Source organism: Salinisphaera aquimarina (assembly GCF_042643355.1).
Taxonomy (GTDB): Bacteria; Pseudomonadota; Gammaproteobacteria; order Nevskiales; family Salinisphaeraceae; genus Salinisphaera; species Salinisphaera aquimarina.
The window spans coordinates 201169-218440 of sequence record NZ_JBHRSS010000003.1; the positions used below are offsets into that span (position 1 = coordinate 201169).

Genomic DNA, 17272 nt, shown 5'->3' on the forward strand with positions numbered 1-17272 from the left:
ATTCATTCGATTCGATATTTACACCACTGGAGTATGAAGATGACCGCATTACGCCTGCCCTATTCGAAACTCTCCACCGAGGCACATCACGGGCTTCTCAAAACCAAGAAAGCACTGGAGACGGGCCCCCTCGACCTGGCCACGATCGAACTGATCAATCTGCGCGTGTCCCAGATCAACGGCTGCGCCTATTGCACCCGGATGCATGCCGAGCAGCTGCGTACGCGCGACACCGAAAATGCCAAGATCGACAGCGTCGCCGGCTGGCGGGTCAGCGAGCACTTCAGCGACCGCGAACGTGCGGCGCTCGCGTGGGCGGACTCCCTGACCCATGTCGCCGATACCGCGGCACCCGACGCGGTATACGAGCCGTTGAAGACATATTTCAGCGATGCCGAAATCTCCGATCTGACCGTCGCGGTGGCGCTCATGAATGCGCTCAACCGGCTGGCCGTCGGCATGCGCTTGTGACGAGCCGCGCGTGGAACGCGGGATGGCACGCTCGGTATCCAAATGTGTCACCGCAGCGCTGATGATCTTCACCGGTATCAGTCTGTTTCAGGCCTGACCCGGGTTGCGATCCTCTGGGGTAACCGCCGGCACGGATGTCCTGCCGTTCCGCTTTGGGAACGTATCCAGAACAACGTGCAGTCGTCGTCGACATCAGCCGGAGGCATGCAAAACAATTGCACCGACCCGGTGTGCTTACAGCATCAGGTTGTCGGGACGCACATCGAGCTGTGCCAGCCGCTCTGCCAGCAGACCGGGAAAACGCTTGTACCAGGTCGCATTCAGCGGCGACGGATGCGGTAGCGGATAAATCCGGAAATCCCGTGCGACACCGTCCGGAGTAGCGAGCCTCACGTCGATGCAGCTCTCGAAACGATCCTGGCGCTTCCAGAACGCCTCGATGCGTTCGCGCTCGGCCCTGGGCTGGTCGATACCGAACCATAGAAACGCCTCGCGACCCAGTGTGATCAGCGAACGTCCCTGCCATTGCTCGATCAGCAGCGTGTTCATCAGTGGATGAAACCGCCGCTTGACCTTCATCGACCAGGCCTTGTTGCCCAAGGGCTTGTAGGGCACCGTGTTGATCCAGAAGAACGACTGCCCCAGAACCCGCGACGTCTCGAAATCCGGCATGTCGACGCCGTGCAGATAGCGGTAGATCGCCTTGCGCACCAGTTGCCCGCCGGCGCCGATGAACGGCTCGCCGTGCTTGACTTCATCGCGGCCGGGATCACGGCCGAAAAAACCGATACGGGCCTCTGGACTGCCGAGCCCGATGATCGGTTCGAGCGGATCCTTGTCGAACCGCCGATAGACATCGACATCGATTCCGTCGACCTCGCCGGCGAGTTCACGAAACGCGTCGCGTTGCGACATATCGAGTGGCATGCGCGCTCCTTGCACTGGGGATGCCCCGAGCTTCGATGGATTTGGACACGCGTGTTACGCGCGGCAACTCACCATACGCTGGCTTCCCATCGAATACATCGGACAAGGCCGCACCGGCCCTGATCGGGCCGGCCTGGGCCGCTTGATAGCGTGCGCAAGCGCGAAAACATCGAGCCGTTCTGGGCCCTCGCCCAATCCAATATCATATTCATGGCCTATACCAACTCTACGGTGGTGCGCTCCCTGGAGGTGTTGCCCAAGTCGTCTATGGGTTGAACGGCGGGCCACCAAGAATGTGCTCGAGCGCATGCGCAAGCTCTCGATCGTCGACGCAGTCTACCGCGACTCCGCCTGATTTTCGGTGGCATGAAATTCCTTGCTGAGGCGCAGCCGATTGAGCGCATACGCCGCGGCATGCCGAGCCGCCCAGAGCACACTGCGATCCTCCTTGCACATTGCCCGAATGAAATTGCGGCCGCCGAACTCGCAGCACAACTCGCCCAACGCCGCGCGTGTCATGACGCTTTCGCCATAGCTGCTGGGCCAATTCATGACTTGACTAAACGCGGCGCCTGCGCAAGACACGCCTCGCTCCGACCATGAACAAGTCATTTTGGAAATACCCACATTCACGGCTAAGCATTAGCAATCGTAGGCGCGAACATGCGCAAATTCATGCATCCGGGCTACGGCTTCACCGAATCGACATGACCATGTCAGACCAAACTGTCGATGTCGGAGTTTGAACTCGAAGAGTGTATCTGGCCTGAGCTACCAGTGGCGCTAGTCGCCCAGCTCTGACCCTACCGCCATTAGCGAGATCGTTTACTGGTCGATCAATCGAAACTTATTGTGTCTCGACCAGCGCAACTTTTTATACAACTTTAGGCTAATAAGATCAAATCGACCTTGATATTGCGTCGATACGCTGATTTATTAGTTGCGTTCACCGAGTCAAACTTTAAATTGAATGCAAAGCGTCGAGCGCACCGTTCTAGTTCTGAAGCTCTTATCGGAAGCTGGCAATGCGGGGACTCGCGTTACGGATGTGTCTAAGCGCCTTGATCTGCACAAGGCGTCAGCTTCACGGCTGATGACCAGCCTCGTGGCTCTTGGTGTTATTCAGCGCCGTAGCGATCGTCGTTTTAGACTGGCAGACGGCTTCTTCGCCACGCTCGGTTCGCCCCACGACGAAGCGAAACTGAAACAGGCGGCACGCGCGTCGCTGGCACGCATAAGCGACGAAATGGGCGATACCAGTTTCCTATCGGTGCGGCACGGCTTCGACTCCGTCTGCATAGAGCGCCATGTCGGTACGTATCCGATCCAAGCCCTGTCGCTGCATATAGGCAGCCGGCGTCCGTTAGGTGTCGGCGCAGGCAGCTTGTCCCTGCTCGCTTGGCTGCAGGATGTCGAGCGAGAAGCCGCGCTAAAGACAATCGCCCGGAGGCTCGAGGATTACCCCGGCATCGACGTGGAGCGGATTCGCGCGCATGCCGAACTCGCACGCCGAGAAAATTTCGTCAACTTGCCGAATTTCGTGATACCCGGCATGACCGGCATGGGCGTTCCTGTCCGGAACGCGCACGGCATGGTCGTAGCGGCGTTGAGCGTCGCCGCCGTGGGCGATCGTTTGGCCGGCATGCGTTGTCTCAAGGCGCGACGAATCCTTCTGGAAGAATCCGCGACCATGACGCAATGCCTTGCCGACGATGAGGCGCTTCCAGGATACGACCTGGGCAGCATGGTTGAGCCTGAACTTGATAAACAAAACTAGTCGTTGAAAACGACGGGAGGAGTAAGGCGTGAAGAAGATTCGATGGTGTTTGGTTGCCGTCCTGTGTGTCGCCTCGATTTCGGCACACGCACAAAGCCTGACTCTGGCCTCGGGTCCGTCAGGGGGCACGTGGTACCCGCTCGGCGCGGCGTTGGCTAATATCATCGAGCGCGAAGTACCCGGTACGCGAGTGACCGTCGTCAACGGCGTGACAGTGTCGAATATTCTCGGCACCAATATGGGCCAGTACGACCTCGCACTGTCGCTGTCGACGTCCAACAGCCAAGCGATTCAAGGCAAGGGCAAGCATTTCACACAGCCGCAAGAAAACATCGCCGGCGTTGTTCGTTTCTACTCGTCGCCATATCAGATGGCCGTACGAGCCAATAGCGGCATTGAAAGCGTCGCGGACTTCAAGGGCAAGGTCATCAACCCCGGCGTTGTCGGCGGCGCCACGGATGTCATGACACAGCGCGTGCTCGACCTATACGGCCTGTCGTACGACGATATGGCGCGGGTCGAGCGGCTGTCTTATGCGGATGCGGCCATGCAGATCAAGGATGGCCATCTGGACGTGTTCACCGGCATCATTTCTATACCGTCCGGAGCGATCGCGGAAGTGGCACTGGGATCGGGCGTGCATTTGATTCCGCTCGATCCGGACAAGCTCGACGCTCTCGAGAAACAGGACTCCGGCTATACCGCCGTGGAGATTCCAGCCGGCACCTACCGGGGGCAGGACAAATCTGTCCTCGCGGCAGGCATGAACAACGTGCTGATCGCCAATAAATCCCTAGACGCCGACCTGGTCGAGAAAATCACGCAAGCAATCGTGGATAACGCCCAGGCGCTACGCAACGTCAACGCCGCGCTAAACGAATTCACCCCAGAGACTGCCGCCCAAGGCATCGGCGTGGCGCTCCATCCCGGCGCGAAGGCTTACTTCGAAAAAAATACTGCGACGGCCACTAATAACTAATCCGACGACGTTCGGTTGCAGCCAAGAAGCGGCGGGGAGTTAGCCATGGGATTTCGCGTATTAGTGCTCATTTCGGCTTTCGCGCTCGCCGCTTTTCATATCGGCACAGGTTTTCTGGGCGTATATCAAAGCTTTACGCAGAGAAACGCGCATCTGCTGCTGATCACCGTCGTGCTGGCGATGACAACGCTCGATCAAAGCCAGGGATCGCGAGTTAGACGGGGCATCACGCTTGCGGCTACCGTCGCTCTGGCCGCAGCGGTCGTATACAACCTGTATTTCAGTGACTACTTCGCTAATCGCATGGCGTATGTCACGCCGCTGTCGACACTCTCAATCGCGATGGCGATCGTAGGCCTTATCGGCCTGTTCATTGTCGCAATACGGTCGCTCGGCGGGATATTCGGGCTCATCATCGCCGTATTCATGGCGTATGCGGCGTTCGGGCATTTACTTCCGGGCTTACTGGGCCACCGCTATTTTGGCGTGAGCTGGACACTCGATCACATCTGGTACACCAAGGAAGGCGTCTTCGGCATCCCGCTGGGCGTATCCGCGACCTACATCTATCTGTTCGTGCTGTTTGGCGCGGTGCTCGATCGCTGTGGCGGCGGCAAATTCCTGATCGATCTCGCCATGGCTCTCACTGGTCGAATGCGTGGCGGCCCCGCCAAGGCATCGGTCGTGGGGTCTGCGGCCATGGGCACCATTTCAGGTTCTGCGGTGGCCAACGTCGTCACGACCGGCGCAGTCACCATTCCTTTGATGAAGCGCAACGGCTATCGCGCGGATTTCGCTGCCGGCGTGGAAGCGGCGGCATCCTCTGGTGGACAGCTCATGCCGCCAGTGATGGGCGCGACAGCCTTCGTCATCGCCGAGTTCGTAGGCAGGCCTTATGCCGAAGTCGCGGTATCCGCGATTATCCCGGCACTCCTCATGTACCTCGGCATCTTCTGCACAGTTCATTTCGAGGCCCTCCGTACTGGGATCGCGGCCGGCACATACAAGACAAGCGCTAGCCAGACCATGCGTGACGGCGGGCTCTTCCTGCTACCGCTGGTGGTCATCGCGTACTCGGTATTCGCCTACTCGCCAATGCGCGCCGGATTAAACGGCATTGCCTGCGTACTCGGCATCGCACTCGTCTACGCATCCATGCACGGCAATCTGAGACGGTTGCCTGGCTGGCTGACCGAGGGTGTCCTGCAGGCGGCGCGGGCGATCGGGCCGGTCGCCATCGCCTGCGCGGCCGCGGGCATCATCGTGGGCATTCTGAGCCTTACCGGCCTGGGCATCACCATCAACGGCGCGATACTCGACATAGCGGGGCATTCGCTGCTGGGCGCCTTGCTCCTGACCATGATCTCATCGCTGATTCTCGGCATGGGCCTGCCCACCGTCGCGGCCTATCTTGTACAGGCCGGCGTGACGATTCCCGCCCTCGTGGCGCTCGGCGTCGCGCCGATTGCAGCCCACCTGTTCGCTTTCTATTTTGCCATTCTCGGCAATGTGACGCCGCCGGTCGCCGTAGCGGCCTATGCTGCCGCTGCCGTGGCCGATAGCAATCCGGGACGCACTGGCTGGACAGCATTCTCGATCTGCATACCTGCCTTCATCGTGCCCTACATGTTTGTGCTTGATCCGGTACTGCTCATGGATGGCAAGCCGTTGCAGATCGTGCTTTCGGTCACGACCGCAGCCGCCGGCGTCGCGTCGCTTTCAGCCGCGATCATTGGTTACCTGACCGTGTCGCTGGGCTGGCTGCCGCGCGTGATTCTGGCGCTTGGCGCTCTTCTGCTGATCAATCCGGGCTGGTGGAGCGACGCCAGTGGATTGGCGCTTATCGGCTCGGTGCTGGCTTGCACCTGGCAGCGACATCCCATCGCGCATCGTTCAGGAGACGATATATGACTCCGGCATGGATAACCGGCACAGGGTTGACGGCATTCGGTCGTCGCGAGGGCTTCGACACGCTGGATCTCATGTCCGATGCGGCCACCGAAGCACTGGCGGACGCGGGGTGCGAACGCACGGAAATCGACGGGCTCGTCACCGGATACTCAACGGCGATGCCGCATCTGATGCTGGCCACCGTCTTCGCCGAGCATTTCGGGCTTGAGCCCCATTACGCCCACGCGGTGCAGATGGGCGGCGCCACCGGCTGCGGCATGGCGATGCTCGCACGCCTGCTCGTCGCCTCTGGACAGTGTCGAAACGTGCTCGTAGTCGCCGGAGAAAACCGCCTCACAAATACGGGCGGCCGCGACAGCGCAATACGTACACTGTCCCAGGTCGGCCAAGCCAATTACGAAGTGCCTTACGGCGCCACCATTCCCGCCTATTACGCACTGCTTGCCTCGCTTTATGCATCGAGGTACGGCATCTCCGAACCGGAGCTGGCAGAAATGGCCGTGCTGATGCGCCGGCATGCGGTACCAACGACCGGCGCACATTTGAACGAGCCGATCGACGTCGCCGAAGTCATGGCGTCACGGCCTATAGCCACGCCGCTCAAGAAGCTAGATTGCTGCCCGATATCCGACGGGGCCGCGGCGCTATTGGTATCCGCCGCCCCTACCGCCAATGCTGCAGCGATCGTCGGCGCGGGGCAAGCACACCGTCATCAGCATATCAGCGGCCTGCGCGATATCGATCGCACCGGCGCCTCCGACGCCGCATCCCGCGCGTTTTCACAAGCCGGCCTGGACCGCAGCGCCATTGATGTACTCGGGATCTACGACAGTTTCACGATCACGGCCATGATGCTGCTCGAAGAGCTCGGCTTCTCAGAGCGCGGTCGCTCGGCTGACGACATCCGCGCCGGCAGATACGCCGCTGACGGCCGGCTCCCCTTGAACACCCACGGCGGGCTGCTGTCCTACGGCCACTCCGGCGTGGCGGGCGGCATGGCACACATTATCGAGGTGGCGCGCCAGATAGCCGGCCGCGCGGACATTCGACAACTGAATCCCGCGCCACGTACCGGCTTCGTGCATGGCGATGGCGGCATTCTGTCGGCGCACGTGAGTCTGATCCTTTCCTCGGAGGCTCGTCCATGACACGCGAAATCCAGGACTACGTCCGCGATAAGGCGAAAAGCGGACGCATCGCCTACCAGCATTGCGGCGGGTGCGGCACGGACCAATATTTCGCCAGGCCGTTTTGTCATGCTTGCGGCCTGTCAACGCCTGAATTCCGTACCAGCGCGGGCGAGGGACGTGTCGCCGCAGTCACAGTACTGCATCGTGCGCCCACCCCTGAACTTCGTGACGCGCTGCCCTACGCGATCGCACTCGTGGATCTCGATGACGGATTTCGCGTCATGGGGCGTGTCGCAGCGGATATCTGTACTGGCGACACGATAACGGTAGCGCCGTCCACCGCCGACTCGTCGGACTTAATCCATTTCGTGCGCAAGAAAAAGGAAAACGAATGACCATTGCCAGTCTTCTCAATCCGGCCAGTGTCGCAATCATCGGAGCATCGGAGAATTCGGACAAGATCGGCGGTCGCCCCCTGCGCTATCTTCAGGAGTTCGGATTCCAGGGCGAGATCTATCCGATTAATCCGTCACGCCAAACGGTTCAGGGGTTGGTCTGCTTCCCGTCCCTCGACGCTCTACCCGCCGTTCCGGAGACCGTCATCATCGCGGTGGCTGGCGAGTCCGCAATCGCCGCGGTCGAAGCGTGCGCTGCCGCCGGCGTGGCTGCAGCGATCATCATGGCTAGTGGTTTTGGCGAGTTAGGCGAAGACGGGAAAAGGACCGAGGCCTACATGCGTACCGTGGCGCATCAAGCCAACATGCGACTCGTCGGGCCCAACAGCCAAGGACTTGCCAACTTCGGCAACGGCGCGGTCCTGAATTTTTCCACCATGTTCATCGAGTCGCCGCCGGCAGACGGGCCTGTAGCATGTATCAGTCAAAGCGGCGCGATGAGCGTCGTACCCTATGGACTGCTGCGCGCGCGAGGCATTGGCGTGCGCCATGTCCATGCGACCGGCAACGACTGCGACGTCAGCGTAGGCGAACTGGCCGCCGAGGTCGTTCAGGACCCTGAGGTACGGCTATTACTTCTGTATCTGGAGACACTGGCGGACCCCGAGGCGCTCGCCCGCGCGGCTCAGGTCGCGCGTGAGCGCGATGTCCCCATCATTGCGCTCAAATCGGGACGCTCAGAAGACGGGCGACGCGCCGCCTCCTCACATACCGGCGCCATTGCCAACTCTGATCGTGTCGTGGATGCGTTTTTTGCGAGGAACGGCATCTGGAGAGCACGCGGTACGCAAGAGTTGGTGCGGGCCACAGAACTCTATTTGCAGGGCTGGCACCCAGAGGGACGAAATCTCGCCGTCATCTCGAACAGCGGAGCGACCTGCGTACTGGCCGCCGATGCAGCAGAACATGCAGGTCTGCCACTGGCGACATTTCCGAAGGCCATTGAAGCCGAACTCCAAGCGACGCTGCCAAGTTTTGCGTCACCGCGCAATCCCGTGGATATCACTGCTGCCCTGCTCACCGACAGCACACTTTTCAGCAAAGTGCTCCCCACCGCCGGCAAGGATCCCAACGTAGACCTGTTTCTCATCGGTATCCCGGTGAGTGGCAAAGGGTACGATTTCCCCCGGTTTGCATCCGACACAAGCGCGTTCATTCGCGACCGCGGCAAGCCCGTGGCACTGGCGGCACCACAGAGCAAGGTCAGAGAGGCGTTCTCTGCACAGGGCGTGCCCGTCTTCGAAACCGAAGACCAAGCCATCGACGCCTTGGCGCAGTTTGTCGACCACCAGCGGCTGATACAACGCGCCCGGCGCACGCTCCCGATAACCCTTCGTCCGACATCCGTAGGCTGCTCGGCTACGCTGGACGAGAGCGCAGCGCTCGATTATATCGAGCAAACCGGCGTGCCCGTGGCACGTCACAAGCTATGCCACAACGCAGAAGAAGCTATCGATTTTCTGGCGGCAAGCTCGGGCAGCATCGTGCTCAAGGCTTGCTCGCGTCACATACCGCATAAATCGGATCATGGCTTGGTCAAACTCGGCATTGCCGATGCAGACACGCTGAATGTAGCGTTCGCGGAACTCGTCACGGGAATCGAACAGCTCGGTCATCGATTCGACGGGATACTCGCCTGCGAACAGATCAAAGGCGAACGAGAGCTGATGATTGGCGGGCATATCGACCCAACCTTCGGCGCTGTCGTCGTGATCGGGGACGGCGGCATCCTCGTCGAGGCGATGCCGGACAACGCCGTGCTGTTGCCGCCTATCGACGAGGGTTCAGTTCGGGACGCCCTTCGCTCACTTCGGATCGCTCCGTTGTTCGAGGGCGTTCGGGGCCAGCAAGCACTCGATAGCGCTGCTGTTACAAAGGTAGCCCAAGCTGTCGCTGAACTACTGGCGTCCTCGGTAACTGACATACAATCAGTCGACATCAATCCACTAATCGTTGATGCAACCGGTGCTTGGGCCGTCGACGCCCTTATCGAAGTGGCGTCGACGAATGAAACCCAAGATGCCAAGCGGCCTACGATTACGACAAAGTGAACTGACGACATTAACCCAGTGGATGGTTTCGCCCCGATCCGGTCACGTCGATTCGGTTGGCGAAACTACGGCTAGCACGAGATCAATAACTTCATGCGGCTGTCAGAAATAAAATGTTTCTCGCCACAATCACGCAGGCACCAGGACGGCCGAGCCCGATGATCGGCTAGAGCGGATCCTTGGCGAAGCCTTCGTAGACATCGTGATCGATACCATCGGTTTCACCGGCGAGTTCGCGAAAGGCTTGGCGTTGTTGTTCGTCGATCGGCATCGCCGCGTGGCTCGTCTATGGTTGAGCCGGGTGATTCTAACGCACGCAGCCGCTGCCGAGTCAGGGTCTGGAAGCGCCGACCCCGGACTACCGGAAACCACCAGCCACCGGCGCGCTATGGCGCCACGCCGTAGCGAATCATTCCGCGCAGGCGCGTTCGGTTATGACCGGCCAGGCCTCGATCGGCCGCGTCATGTTCGCCGACTGTCACCGCGAGCGTGTCCGAATCGCCACGCAGCCGCAGCTTGGTCAGATTGGCCATGCCCCGGTCGAGCAGGTCACGGCGCTCATCCGATTCGGCGTTCCGGGGCGTGGCGGTGGCGTCGAGTGACGCCATCAGCGACGGCCCGACGAGTCGGGTCAGGGCGAAATACTCTGCGTCGCGAATACCGACACGGTCAAGAATAATGCCCGGCAACAGCCATGCGGACGTATCCTGGCGCCGCGGCTTTTTGACGCTGTGGGTGTCGACCATCAACCAGGGCACCTTCTGGGCCTGGTGATCGCGACCATTCACGAAGCCGGTCTGCCGATAGGCGTCGAGCAGTCCGGGCAGATGGTCGCCGTAGAACACCACGAGCGTCGGCCGGCTGCGCTTTTGCAGTGCTGCCACCAACCGGCCCAGCTCGGCGTCCGCGTGGCGCATGTGATAGATGAAGTTGCGCAGTTTCAGGCGCGCGGCCGGATCGGTCACGCTCGCTGGCACCGGAATGGCGTCGCGCACCTCCGGATCGGCGCCCGGGCTCACGTCATAGGAACCGTGGGCCTCGATGCTGATCGCAAACAGGAACTGGGGCGGCCCCTGGTCATCGAGCTGCTCGAGAATTTCGTCGGTCATGGCGCTGTCGGCCATGTAACGCCCATCGGTGGGCGCGTCGGCAGGGAAATCGGCAATCGACAGGAACCGCTCGAAGCCGATGCTGCGAAATGCACGGGCGCGGTCCCACACCGCCGGGTCGGCGCCGTGTACCGCGGTGGTCCGATAGCCGGCATCGCCCAGGGTGCGAACCAGACTCGGGATCACAGGCTGATTGATCTGCAGGTACGGGAACTGCACGCCGTCCAGATAACGCAGCGGCATGCCGGTGAGCACTTCGAATTCGGTACGAATGGTGCCGCCGCCAAATGTGGGTACCTGCATGTAACCCGAGGTGCCCTGCCGCGCCAGCCGGTGCAGATTGGGGTTGAAGCCGGCGTTTTCGTAGCCGTTCATGATGACCGGGTCGAAGAACGACTCGCTCTGTATCACCACGATATCCGGCCGCGTATCGGCGCCGCTCGACGCCTGCATGTACTGCGTTAGCGCCGGCTCTTCTTGTGCGACAAGGCGTCGCGCCACATCGGCATCCGGCTTCTGATTGTGCACACCGAAGTACAGATGAAACAGCACCAGCGTATTGACCAGCCCCATATCGCCGGCGGTGGACGCGGGCGCCCATGGCTGCATGCGCACACGCTGGAACTCATAGGCCTGCGGCCACGGCCATGTACCGACCAGCAGAGCGACCAACAACGCACTGCTCACACCCGCCACAAAAACACGACGCCCGCCGGTTCGGCGCCGCAGCAGCGGCGGTTCGTAACGGGCCAGACACCCGAGAAACACGAAGACGCCGGCAATCGACAGGTAAGGCCAGATGCTGCGTGGCAGGTAACCGCCGAGCAATTCTGCGATGCCGTGCGACAGTTGGCCGAGCATGTAGAAATCGGCCGGCAACAACGGCGTGCCCAGGTTCGCCACTTTCAGCGCGTTGATGCCGTACAGCAACGCCTCGACCAGCAGCACCAGCACGAAGGACAACAGCGCTCGTCGCGTCATCGCCAGCAGGAACAATACGCACAGCAGCCCGGGGACGGCATTGAAGACCACGCGCCACGGGTGTTGCGTCCATCGCGCGAACGCCAGGACGCCCTCGCTGTCCATCAAGGCAGTGGCCGCCACGAAGGCAATGATCAGCGCGACCAGCACAACCGCCGATAGAAGCCGAGAAGACAAAGGCACGGGGCCAGGCTGCATTGCGCTCACGGCGCGTCTTTTTCGCGCGTCATAAAAATGCAACATTAGCATGTTAGTGAAGCGCAAAATCACGCCGGATGACGCGAATTTCGGCGGTGCCAGGGAATGGCAAAGGCGAGCTTGCCAGCTCAGGCCAAATCCGCCGCTAGCGCGGTTTTGCCATTGTCGAAATCCGCTCCCTGCACCGCGATCCGATCGCCAGGGTTTTCTTTTTGCGCTGCGATGCGTTTTTTTCCTTGTCTGCCCCGCTCAAGCCAAGATTGCGACCGGCGCAATCTACGACAGAGCCGCTCACGGCGTGCTGTCCGGGCCGCGCCCGCTTTCCATATAAGCCCCGTGGCGTTACGCCGCATCCGGATCGATCCCACCGGTTCCGAAGTGCCGGCCACGTTAGCCCAATCCGGCGGCCGCCTTAACGTCAGTGCCAACGTGTATCGCTACGGCTCCGAAGGCTGTGCTGGCGCCGGCGGGCCCAAGGCCGCCTCCACGTTCGTGGTCACCGTCGACACGAATACCGAAGGCGGTCTGCTCGACCACCTTGAGGATGTCTGGAAGGTCTTCCGGGACAGTCTGCTGATAATTATCGGCGGCGTGTTCGCCCTCATCTTCGGCTGGCTGATCGCCCGGATAAAACGTGGCACGAAGTCATGGACGGTCAGCCGTCGATGCCGGGCCCGCCGGCGGCTTCAATTCACGTTCAGCCGGTATAGGCCGCCGCCGAAGTCGGCGATGTAGAGCGCGCCCGTGGTGTCGCGCCCGAACGTCGAGATCTGCAGATCGGTGCTGGCCAGGCGCTCGGCCGTATCGCTCCGGGGATCGTAAGCGAATACACGACCGCTGACGAAATCACCGTGGATATAGCGCCCGACCAGGCCAGGCAGCCGGCTGCCCCGGTAGACATAGCCGCCGGTGATCGAGCGGCCCACCGAACGACCATACTCGGTCACCGGCGCGATGAATGCGGCATCACTCGACCCGGCACATGCCGAACTCGCGCCCTCGTTCGAACTCACCACGCGGGTGCCTTCCCAGCAATCCCAGCCGTAGTTGCCGCCGCGTTCCACGATATCCACTTCCTCGCGCGCGTTCTGGCCCACATCGGCCACCCACACGGTCTGTGTGTTGAGGTCCGGCTGGTCCATGCTCAGACGGAACGGATTGCGAAAACCGTAGGCGAATATTTCTTCGGCAAACCCGTTGCTGTTCGCGGCGAACGGATTATCCGACGGAATACTGTAATTGGGCGTGTTACCCAGCCCGGTCGTGGAGACGTCGATCCGCAGGATCTTGCCCAGCCGCTGGGTCCTATCCTGGGCGTTGTTGTCGGGGTCGAACGCACCGCCACCGTCGCCCATGGTCAGGTAAAGCAGCCCATCCGCCGGGCCGAACGCCAACGCACCCCCGTAATGATTGTCGCGCGCCGGGTGGTCGACACTCAGCACCACCTGCTCGGTGGCCGGATCGACCGGCAGCGCACCGGTGAACGTGAAGCGCGAGATGGTCACGCGCCGCGGGTTGGCGCGTGTGTAGTGCACATAAAATTGGCCGTTGGTCGCGAACCCCGGGTCGAACGCCAGCCCCAGCAAGCCGCCCTCGCCGCCGGTATTGAAATCGGCTGTATTGGAGATATCCAGAAAAACCGCACTGCCATCAGTCGGGTCGCCGGGATCGAAACGGCGGATGACGCCGTTCTTCTGCACCACGTAAAGACGTTCCGCGACGGCCGCATCGCTCTGTAAATCGGTGATCTGGCTGAATGCCAGATTGGCGAACACCCGCTCGACCGAATAGGCCGACGGGCCGTCGTCAGCGGCCGAACCACCGTCGCTACCGCCACCACCGCAGGCGCTTATCGAGACGAGGAGCGCCAACACACAAAAACAGCGTGAAACAGTCATGATCGGTGCCCCCCGGTTGCGCCCTTCACGGGCGCTATCGTGCCAAGCGACTCTTGAATTATTCGGCCCCACGGTCAGCGCGTAGCGCCATCCGCCGGCTACGTCCTGTCCTGCCATAGCACTATGTCCGAAGGCTGGCGAAGACACCAGATATGGCGCGCGGTGCGATTGCAGAACGGCGTAGACGCAACGCCAGGCACTTATTTCCAGTTCGTTCGAGGTGACCTGATGCCACCATCTGCCGGCCAGTCAAACCGCTGAATTAGATACTATTTCCTCCTGCCACGACCGGCCCGTCCGGGTTGCAGCATTTGACCCGGAGCCTCATGCCAATGAACCTGCGGCTCGACGGCACCGCGCCCACACGCCCGGTGGCCCAAAGGTGAAAGGTTGTTGAGAACAACGAACATTACGTCGATCGCGATCCGTCGCTCATGATCGGCGAATGTAGAAAACTCAACTTTTCTCCTCGGGGCGCCGATAGCAACCATACAACAGAAGAAGAATCCGACCGCGAGCGCTGCAGGACATCGCAGCACGGCGGTGTAACGGGCCTGACATCATGGCGTCGAATCCGAAGAACGCACGCGTCCAGCAACATCAAAAGGTCCGCCTGCAGCGGTGGGGCATGGCAACGGCATCGTTTGCGTTGCAGGCGACGGTCGCAGCGGTTGCCGCCGCTCTGAACGGGGTCGCCTGGTCGGCAGCGATCACATACATCGTCGGACTGTCCGCGCTCGTGGTCATCTTCTTCTGTGTCTTTCGCAGCGGCCTGAATTTGCGCGCCAAGGAACCCAACCTGACTTTCGTGCAGGTGCTCAGCCCGCTGTTGCCGGCGCTCTACCTGCTCTGCCATATCGATTCGTTGCCGGTTCGCGCCGGCGTGCTGCTGACCGTGATCGTGCCGCTGCTCTACGGCATTCTGGATCTGTCGATACGACGCTTTCTGGCGGCCGCGCTGGCCTACTTCGTCACCTACTTCGCCGTGTTCCTGCTCGTGGGTGCACGCAATCTCGACCACTACGCAAACCCGGACGAGTGGATCGTTCTGATCACCTTGGCACTGTTGCTGGTCCAGATCGGTTTTATCGGCGGCTTCATCAGCGGCTTGCGTGGTTCCCTGCGCCGCAAGAATCAGCAACTCAATGCGGCGATGGAGAAGATCTCCGATATGGCGGTACGCGACGAGCTGACCGGCATATACAACCGACGCCGCCTGATGGAAGTCCTGCAGAGCGAGGTCGCCCGCTCCGCAAGGGGCGATGCCCAGTTCAGCGTGTGCCTGTTCGACCTCGACGATTTCAAGCAGATCAACGATAGCCACGGCCACCCGATGGGCGATCAGGTGCTCACCGCCTGTGCCCAGGCCGTCGCGGGCATGATCCGAAGTGTGGACACCTTCGGCCGCTTCGGCGGTGAGGAATTCCTGCTGATCATGCCGATGACCCATGCCGATGCCGCCTCGATCGCAGGCAACCGACTGCGTGCCCGGATCGCCGGGCTGCAGTTTCTGGACGACGAGGGGCGTGCATTCAATATAACCGCGTCCATCGGCATTGCCACCAGCTCACGGGACGCGTCGCGCGAGACCGGCGCCATACTGCAACGCGTCGACGAGGCGCTTTATGCCGCCAAGGCGGCCGGCCGCAACTGTGTGAAGCTCGCGAACAACCACGACTGATCACGCACGGTCGCCTCGCCGCTCGCGACAACCCCGACCGACCGGATACTCGGCACAAGCAGACTGCCGCGCAGGGTCACATCCAGAATACGCCGGCAAATTCACGGCACCGGGACCTGGCCACCGACCCTAACCCTTGCGGCTCCAGTCAAAACAGACATCTGCACGCCGCGATTAGACAGGCGGCGACATATCGTTGCAAACGCCATTGGCAATGCGGTGACGGCTGCTTTATACCTATGAAACGGTCGTCGGCTACAGCCTGTTTGTTCGTCGATAACGCGGCTCCGCTGTCGGATCGCTTTCGCTGGTGTCCCAATGCGCAGACGCACACTGCCCAAAAGCCGTTTCGAGTTCCTTCGGGTCTACTCCGGGCCGGCGCTCGGCCTGCTCTTCTGGGTGGGCATCTGTGTCGTCGCCTGGTTCACCCTCGGCCAGTCGATCCCCGAGCGGTTTCTCAAGCATCGATCGCAGGCCCCCGCCCCCAAGACCATCGCGCCGGACCGCGAAGACGTCATGCCGACCTTGCCGGCAAACGCGATGAGCCGTGATGACGAGCCGCAGGCACGGCCGTCGACAGCCCGCACACTGCCCGAGCCCCCTCCGCCCGATCCGAATACATCGCCACAGGCCAGTGTCCCGCCTCCGACCCCGCGGCCACAGCAAACGATCGCCGAACCCGCCACCCGGGCGAGCGCCGCGCCCTCGCGCCGCGTCGAAGACCCTTCAAAGACGGCGACGTCGCCGGTCGAATCGACGCAGCCGGAACCGCGCGCATCCGAGACATCCGAGACATCCGAGACATCCGAGACATCCGAGACAGCCGAAACGCCTGAAACTCCTGGAACGCCCGAGGCACCGTCAACCCCGGCCGTTTCAGCTCACGTAGTCCGAGCGCAACTCGCCAGCGGCGTCCGGAACAAGGAGCCGGTCGATCAGATCGAGGGAATCTTCCATAGCCGGGGCGAACGGCTGCGGCGTCTCTACTATTTCACCGAACTCCAGGGTCTGGCCGGCGAAACCCTGACCCACAGCTGGTGGCACGAAGGTCGCCTTGTTGCCAAAGTCGTGTTCCGCGTCAGAAGCAATTCGTGGCGCGCCTACTCCAGCAAACGACTCATTCCCAGCATGAGCGGACCCTGGAAAGTGATCATGACCGACAGCGAAGGCAAGACGCTCAGCGCAGCGCAGTTCACTTATCAAACGCCCTGATCCGATGTGCGGTCACAGGCTGCGCGCACCACTCGGCCCGCTACCGTAGTGCAGGTCAGTCGCAGATGCCGCCGAAAACGCCAATACGACTGCGCAGCCCTGATCGGAGCTGCGGCCACCTTCGGCAGCGGCACAGAACCCGATTCATATCGTGGTCTTCACTCGAACGGATTCGAGCGAATACGCCCATCGAGAGCCGGGTCGGCCATCACCCCAGCGAATACCGCAGCCGCACGTCATGTCGAGACGGCAAACGCATCGTCGACAGAGCGGTCACGTCTGAAATAGGCCGACGAGTTCACACCGACCGTCGCGATTTCCCCTTTGCGGTAATGAGCCACCGCTATTACCCTTGTTAAATCACGCAGCTGTTGCCGAAATGCCCGGCCTCGCCCACCGATGTAACCTCGCAGCCATAGTCGATCTGAAGAAAATATCCGTCCTTTAGATCGCCCGAATAGCCCATCGCCAGCAGTCGTTCTCCACGCTCCA

Annotated in this window: 14 protein-coding genes; 10 read left to right on the top strand and 4 right to left on the bottom strand. The window is 61.3% G+C overall.

Translation table 11 applies throughout. From position 1 onward, the window contains the following. Positions 1–39 precede the first annotated feature (39 nt). Positions 40–471 (top strand): carboxymuconolactone decarboxylase family protein, encoded by a 432-nt coding sequence (locus ACFOSU_RS04515; RefSeq protein ID WP_380686899.1) that lies wholly within the window; start codon positions 40–42, stop codon positions 469–471. Positions 472–705: 234 nt separating this feature from the next. On the opposite strand, the gene ACFOSU_RS04520 is transcribed toward ACFOSU_RS04515, so the two are convergent. Together ACFOSU_RS04520 and ACFOSU_RS04525 are read right to left on the bottom strand one after the other, a co-directional pair. After that, positions 706–1398, bottom strand: coding sequence for a uracil-DNA glycosylase family protein (locus tag ACFOSU_RS04520; RefSeq protein ID WP_380686901.1), 693 nt, complete (start codon positions 1396–1398; stop codon positions 706–708). Between the two features lie 336 nt (positions 1399–1734). Then, entirely contained in the window at positions 1735–1950 is a 216-nt protein-coding gene (locus ACFOSU_RS04525; protein ID WP_380686903.1) for a hypothetical protein, read from the bottom strand. Positions 1951–2368: 418 nt separating this feature from the next. Here ACFOSU_RS04525 and ACFOSU_RS04530 point away from each other — a divergent pair, with 418 nt between their 5' ends. The 6 genes from ACFOSU_RS04530 to ACFOSU_RS04555 are packed head-to-tail and all read left to right on the top strand — an operon-like array spanning position 2369 to position 9701. Beyond that, positions 2369–3175 (top strand): IclR family transcriptional regulator, encoded by an 807-nt coding sequence (locus ACFOSU_RS04530; protein ID WP_380686905.1) that lies wholly within the window; start codon positions 2369–2371, stop codon positions 3173–3175. Between the two features lie 28 nt (positions 3176–3203). Next, positions 3204–4154, top strand: a complete 951-nt coding sequence (locus ACFOSU_RS04535) for a TAXI family TRAP transporter solute-binding subunit (RefSeq protein WP_380686907.1) — start codon at positions 3204–3206, stop codon at positions 4152–4154. A 45-nt stretch (positions 4155–4199) separates the two neighbouring features. Then, entirely contained in the window at positions 4200–6065 is a 1866-nt protein-coding gene (locus ACFOSU_RS04540; protein ID WP_380686909.1) for a TRAP transporter permease, read from the top strand. After that, positions 6062–7213 carry a thiolase family protein gene (locus ACFOSU_RS04545; RefSeq protein WP_380686911.1) on the top strand — a complete coding sequence of 384 codons (1152 nt, stop codon included), beginning with the start codon at positions 6062–6064 and terminating at the stop codon, positions 7211–7213. The genes ACFOSU_RS04540 and ACFOSU_RS04545 overlap by 4 nt, the downstream gene beginning before the upstream one ends. Next, positions 7210–7590 carry a Zn-ribbon domain-containing OB-fold protein gene (locus tag ACFOSU_RS04550; protein WP_380686913.1) on the top strand — a complete coding sequence of 127 codons (381 nt, stop codon included), beginning with the start codon at positions 7210–7212 and terminating at the stop codon, positions 7588–7590. The genes ACFOSU_RS04545 and ACFOSU_RS04550 overlap by 4 nt, the downstream gene beginning before the upstream one ends. Continuing rightward, positions 7587–9701, top strand: a complete 2115-nt coding sequence (locus ACFOSU_RS04555) for an acetate--CoA ligase family protein (protein ID WP_380686915.1) — start codon at positions 7587–7589, stop codon at positions 9699–9701. Before ACFOSU_RS04550 ends, ACFOSU_RS04555 begins: the two co-directional genes overlap by 4 nt. Before the next feature lie 386 nt (positions 9702–10087). On the opposite strand, the gene ACFOSU_RS04560 is transcribed toward ACFOSU_RS04555, so the two are convergent. Continuing rightward, positions 10088–11974, bottom strand: coding sequence for an LTA synthase family protein (locus tag ACFOSU_RS04560; protein ID WP_380686917.1), 1887 nt, complete (start codon positions 11972–11974; stop codon positions 10088–10090). Between the two features lie 351 nt (positions 11975–12325). Here ACFOSU_RS04560 and ACFOSU_RS04565 point away from each other — a divergent pair, with 351 nt between their 5' ends. Next, a complete protein-coding gene (locus tag ACFOSU_RS04565; RefSeq protein ID WP_380686919.1) occupies positions 12326–12724 on the top strand; it encodes a hypothetical protein in 399 nt (132 codons plus the stop codon). On the opposite strand, the gene ACFOSU_RS04570 is transcribed toward ACFOSU_RS04565, so the two are convergent. Continuing rightward, positions 12676–13887, bottom strand: coding sequence for a PQQ-dependent sugar dehydrogenase (locus ACFOSU_RS04570; protein ID WP_380686921.1), 1212 nt, complete (start codon positions 13885–13887; stop codon positions 12676–12678). The genes ACFOSU_RS04565 and ACFOSU_RS04570 overlap by 49 nt on opposite strands. A 628-nt stretch (positions 13888–14515) precedes the next feature. Between ACFOSU_RS04570 and ACFOSU_RS04575 the strand changes: the two genes are divergently transcribed. Together ACFOSU_RS04575 and ACFOSU_RS04580 are read left to right on the top strand one after the other, a co-directional pair. After that, positions 14516–15568 carry a GGDEF domain-containing protein gene (locus ACFOSU_RS04575; RefSeq protein ID WP_380686923.1) on the top strand — a complete coding sequence of 351 codons (1053 nt, stop codon included), beginning with the start codon at positions 14516–14518 and terminating at the stop codon, positions 15566–15568. A gap of 318 nt (positions 15569–15886) precedes the next feature. Further along, positions 15887–16780 carry a DUF2914 domain-containing protein gene (locus ACFOSU_RS04580; RefSeq protein WP_380686925.1) on the top strand — a complete coding sequence of 298 codons (894 nt, stop codon included), beginning with the start codon at positions 15887–15889 and terminating at the stop codon, positions 16778–16780. Positions 16781–17272 lie beyond the last annotated feature (492 nt).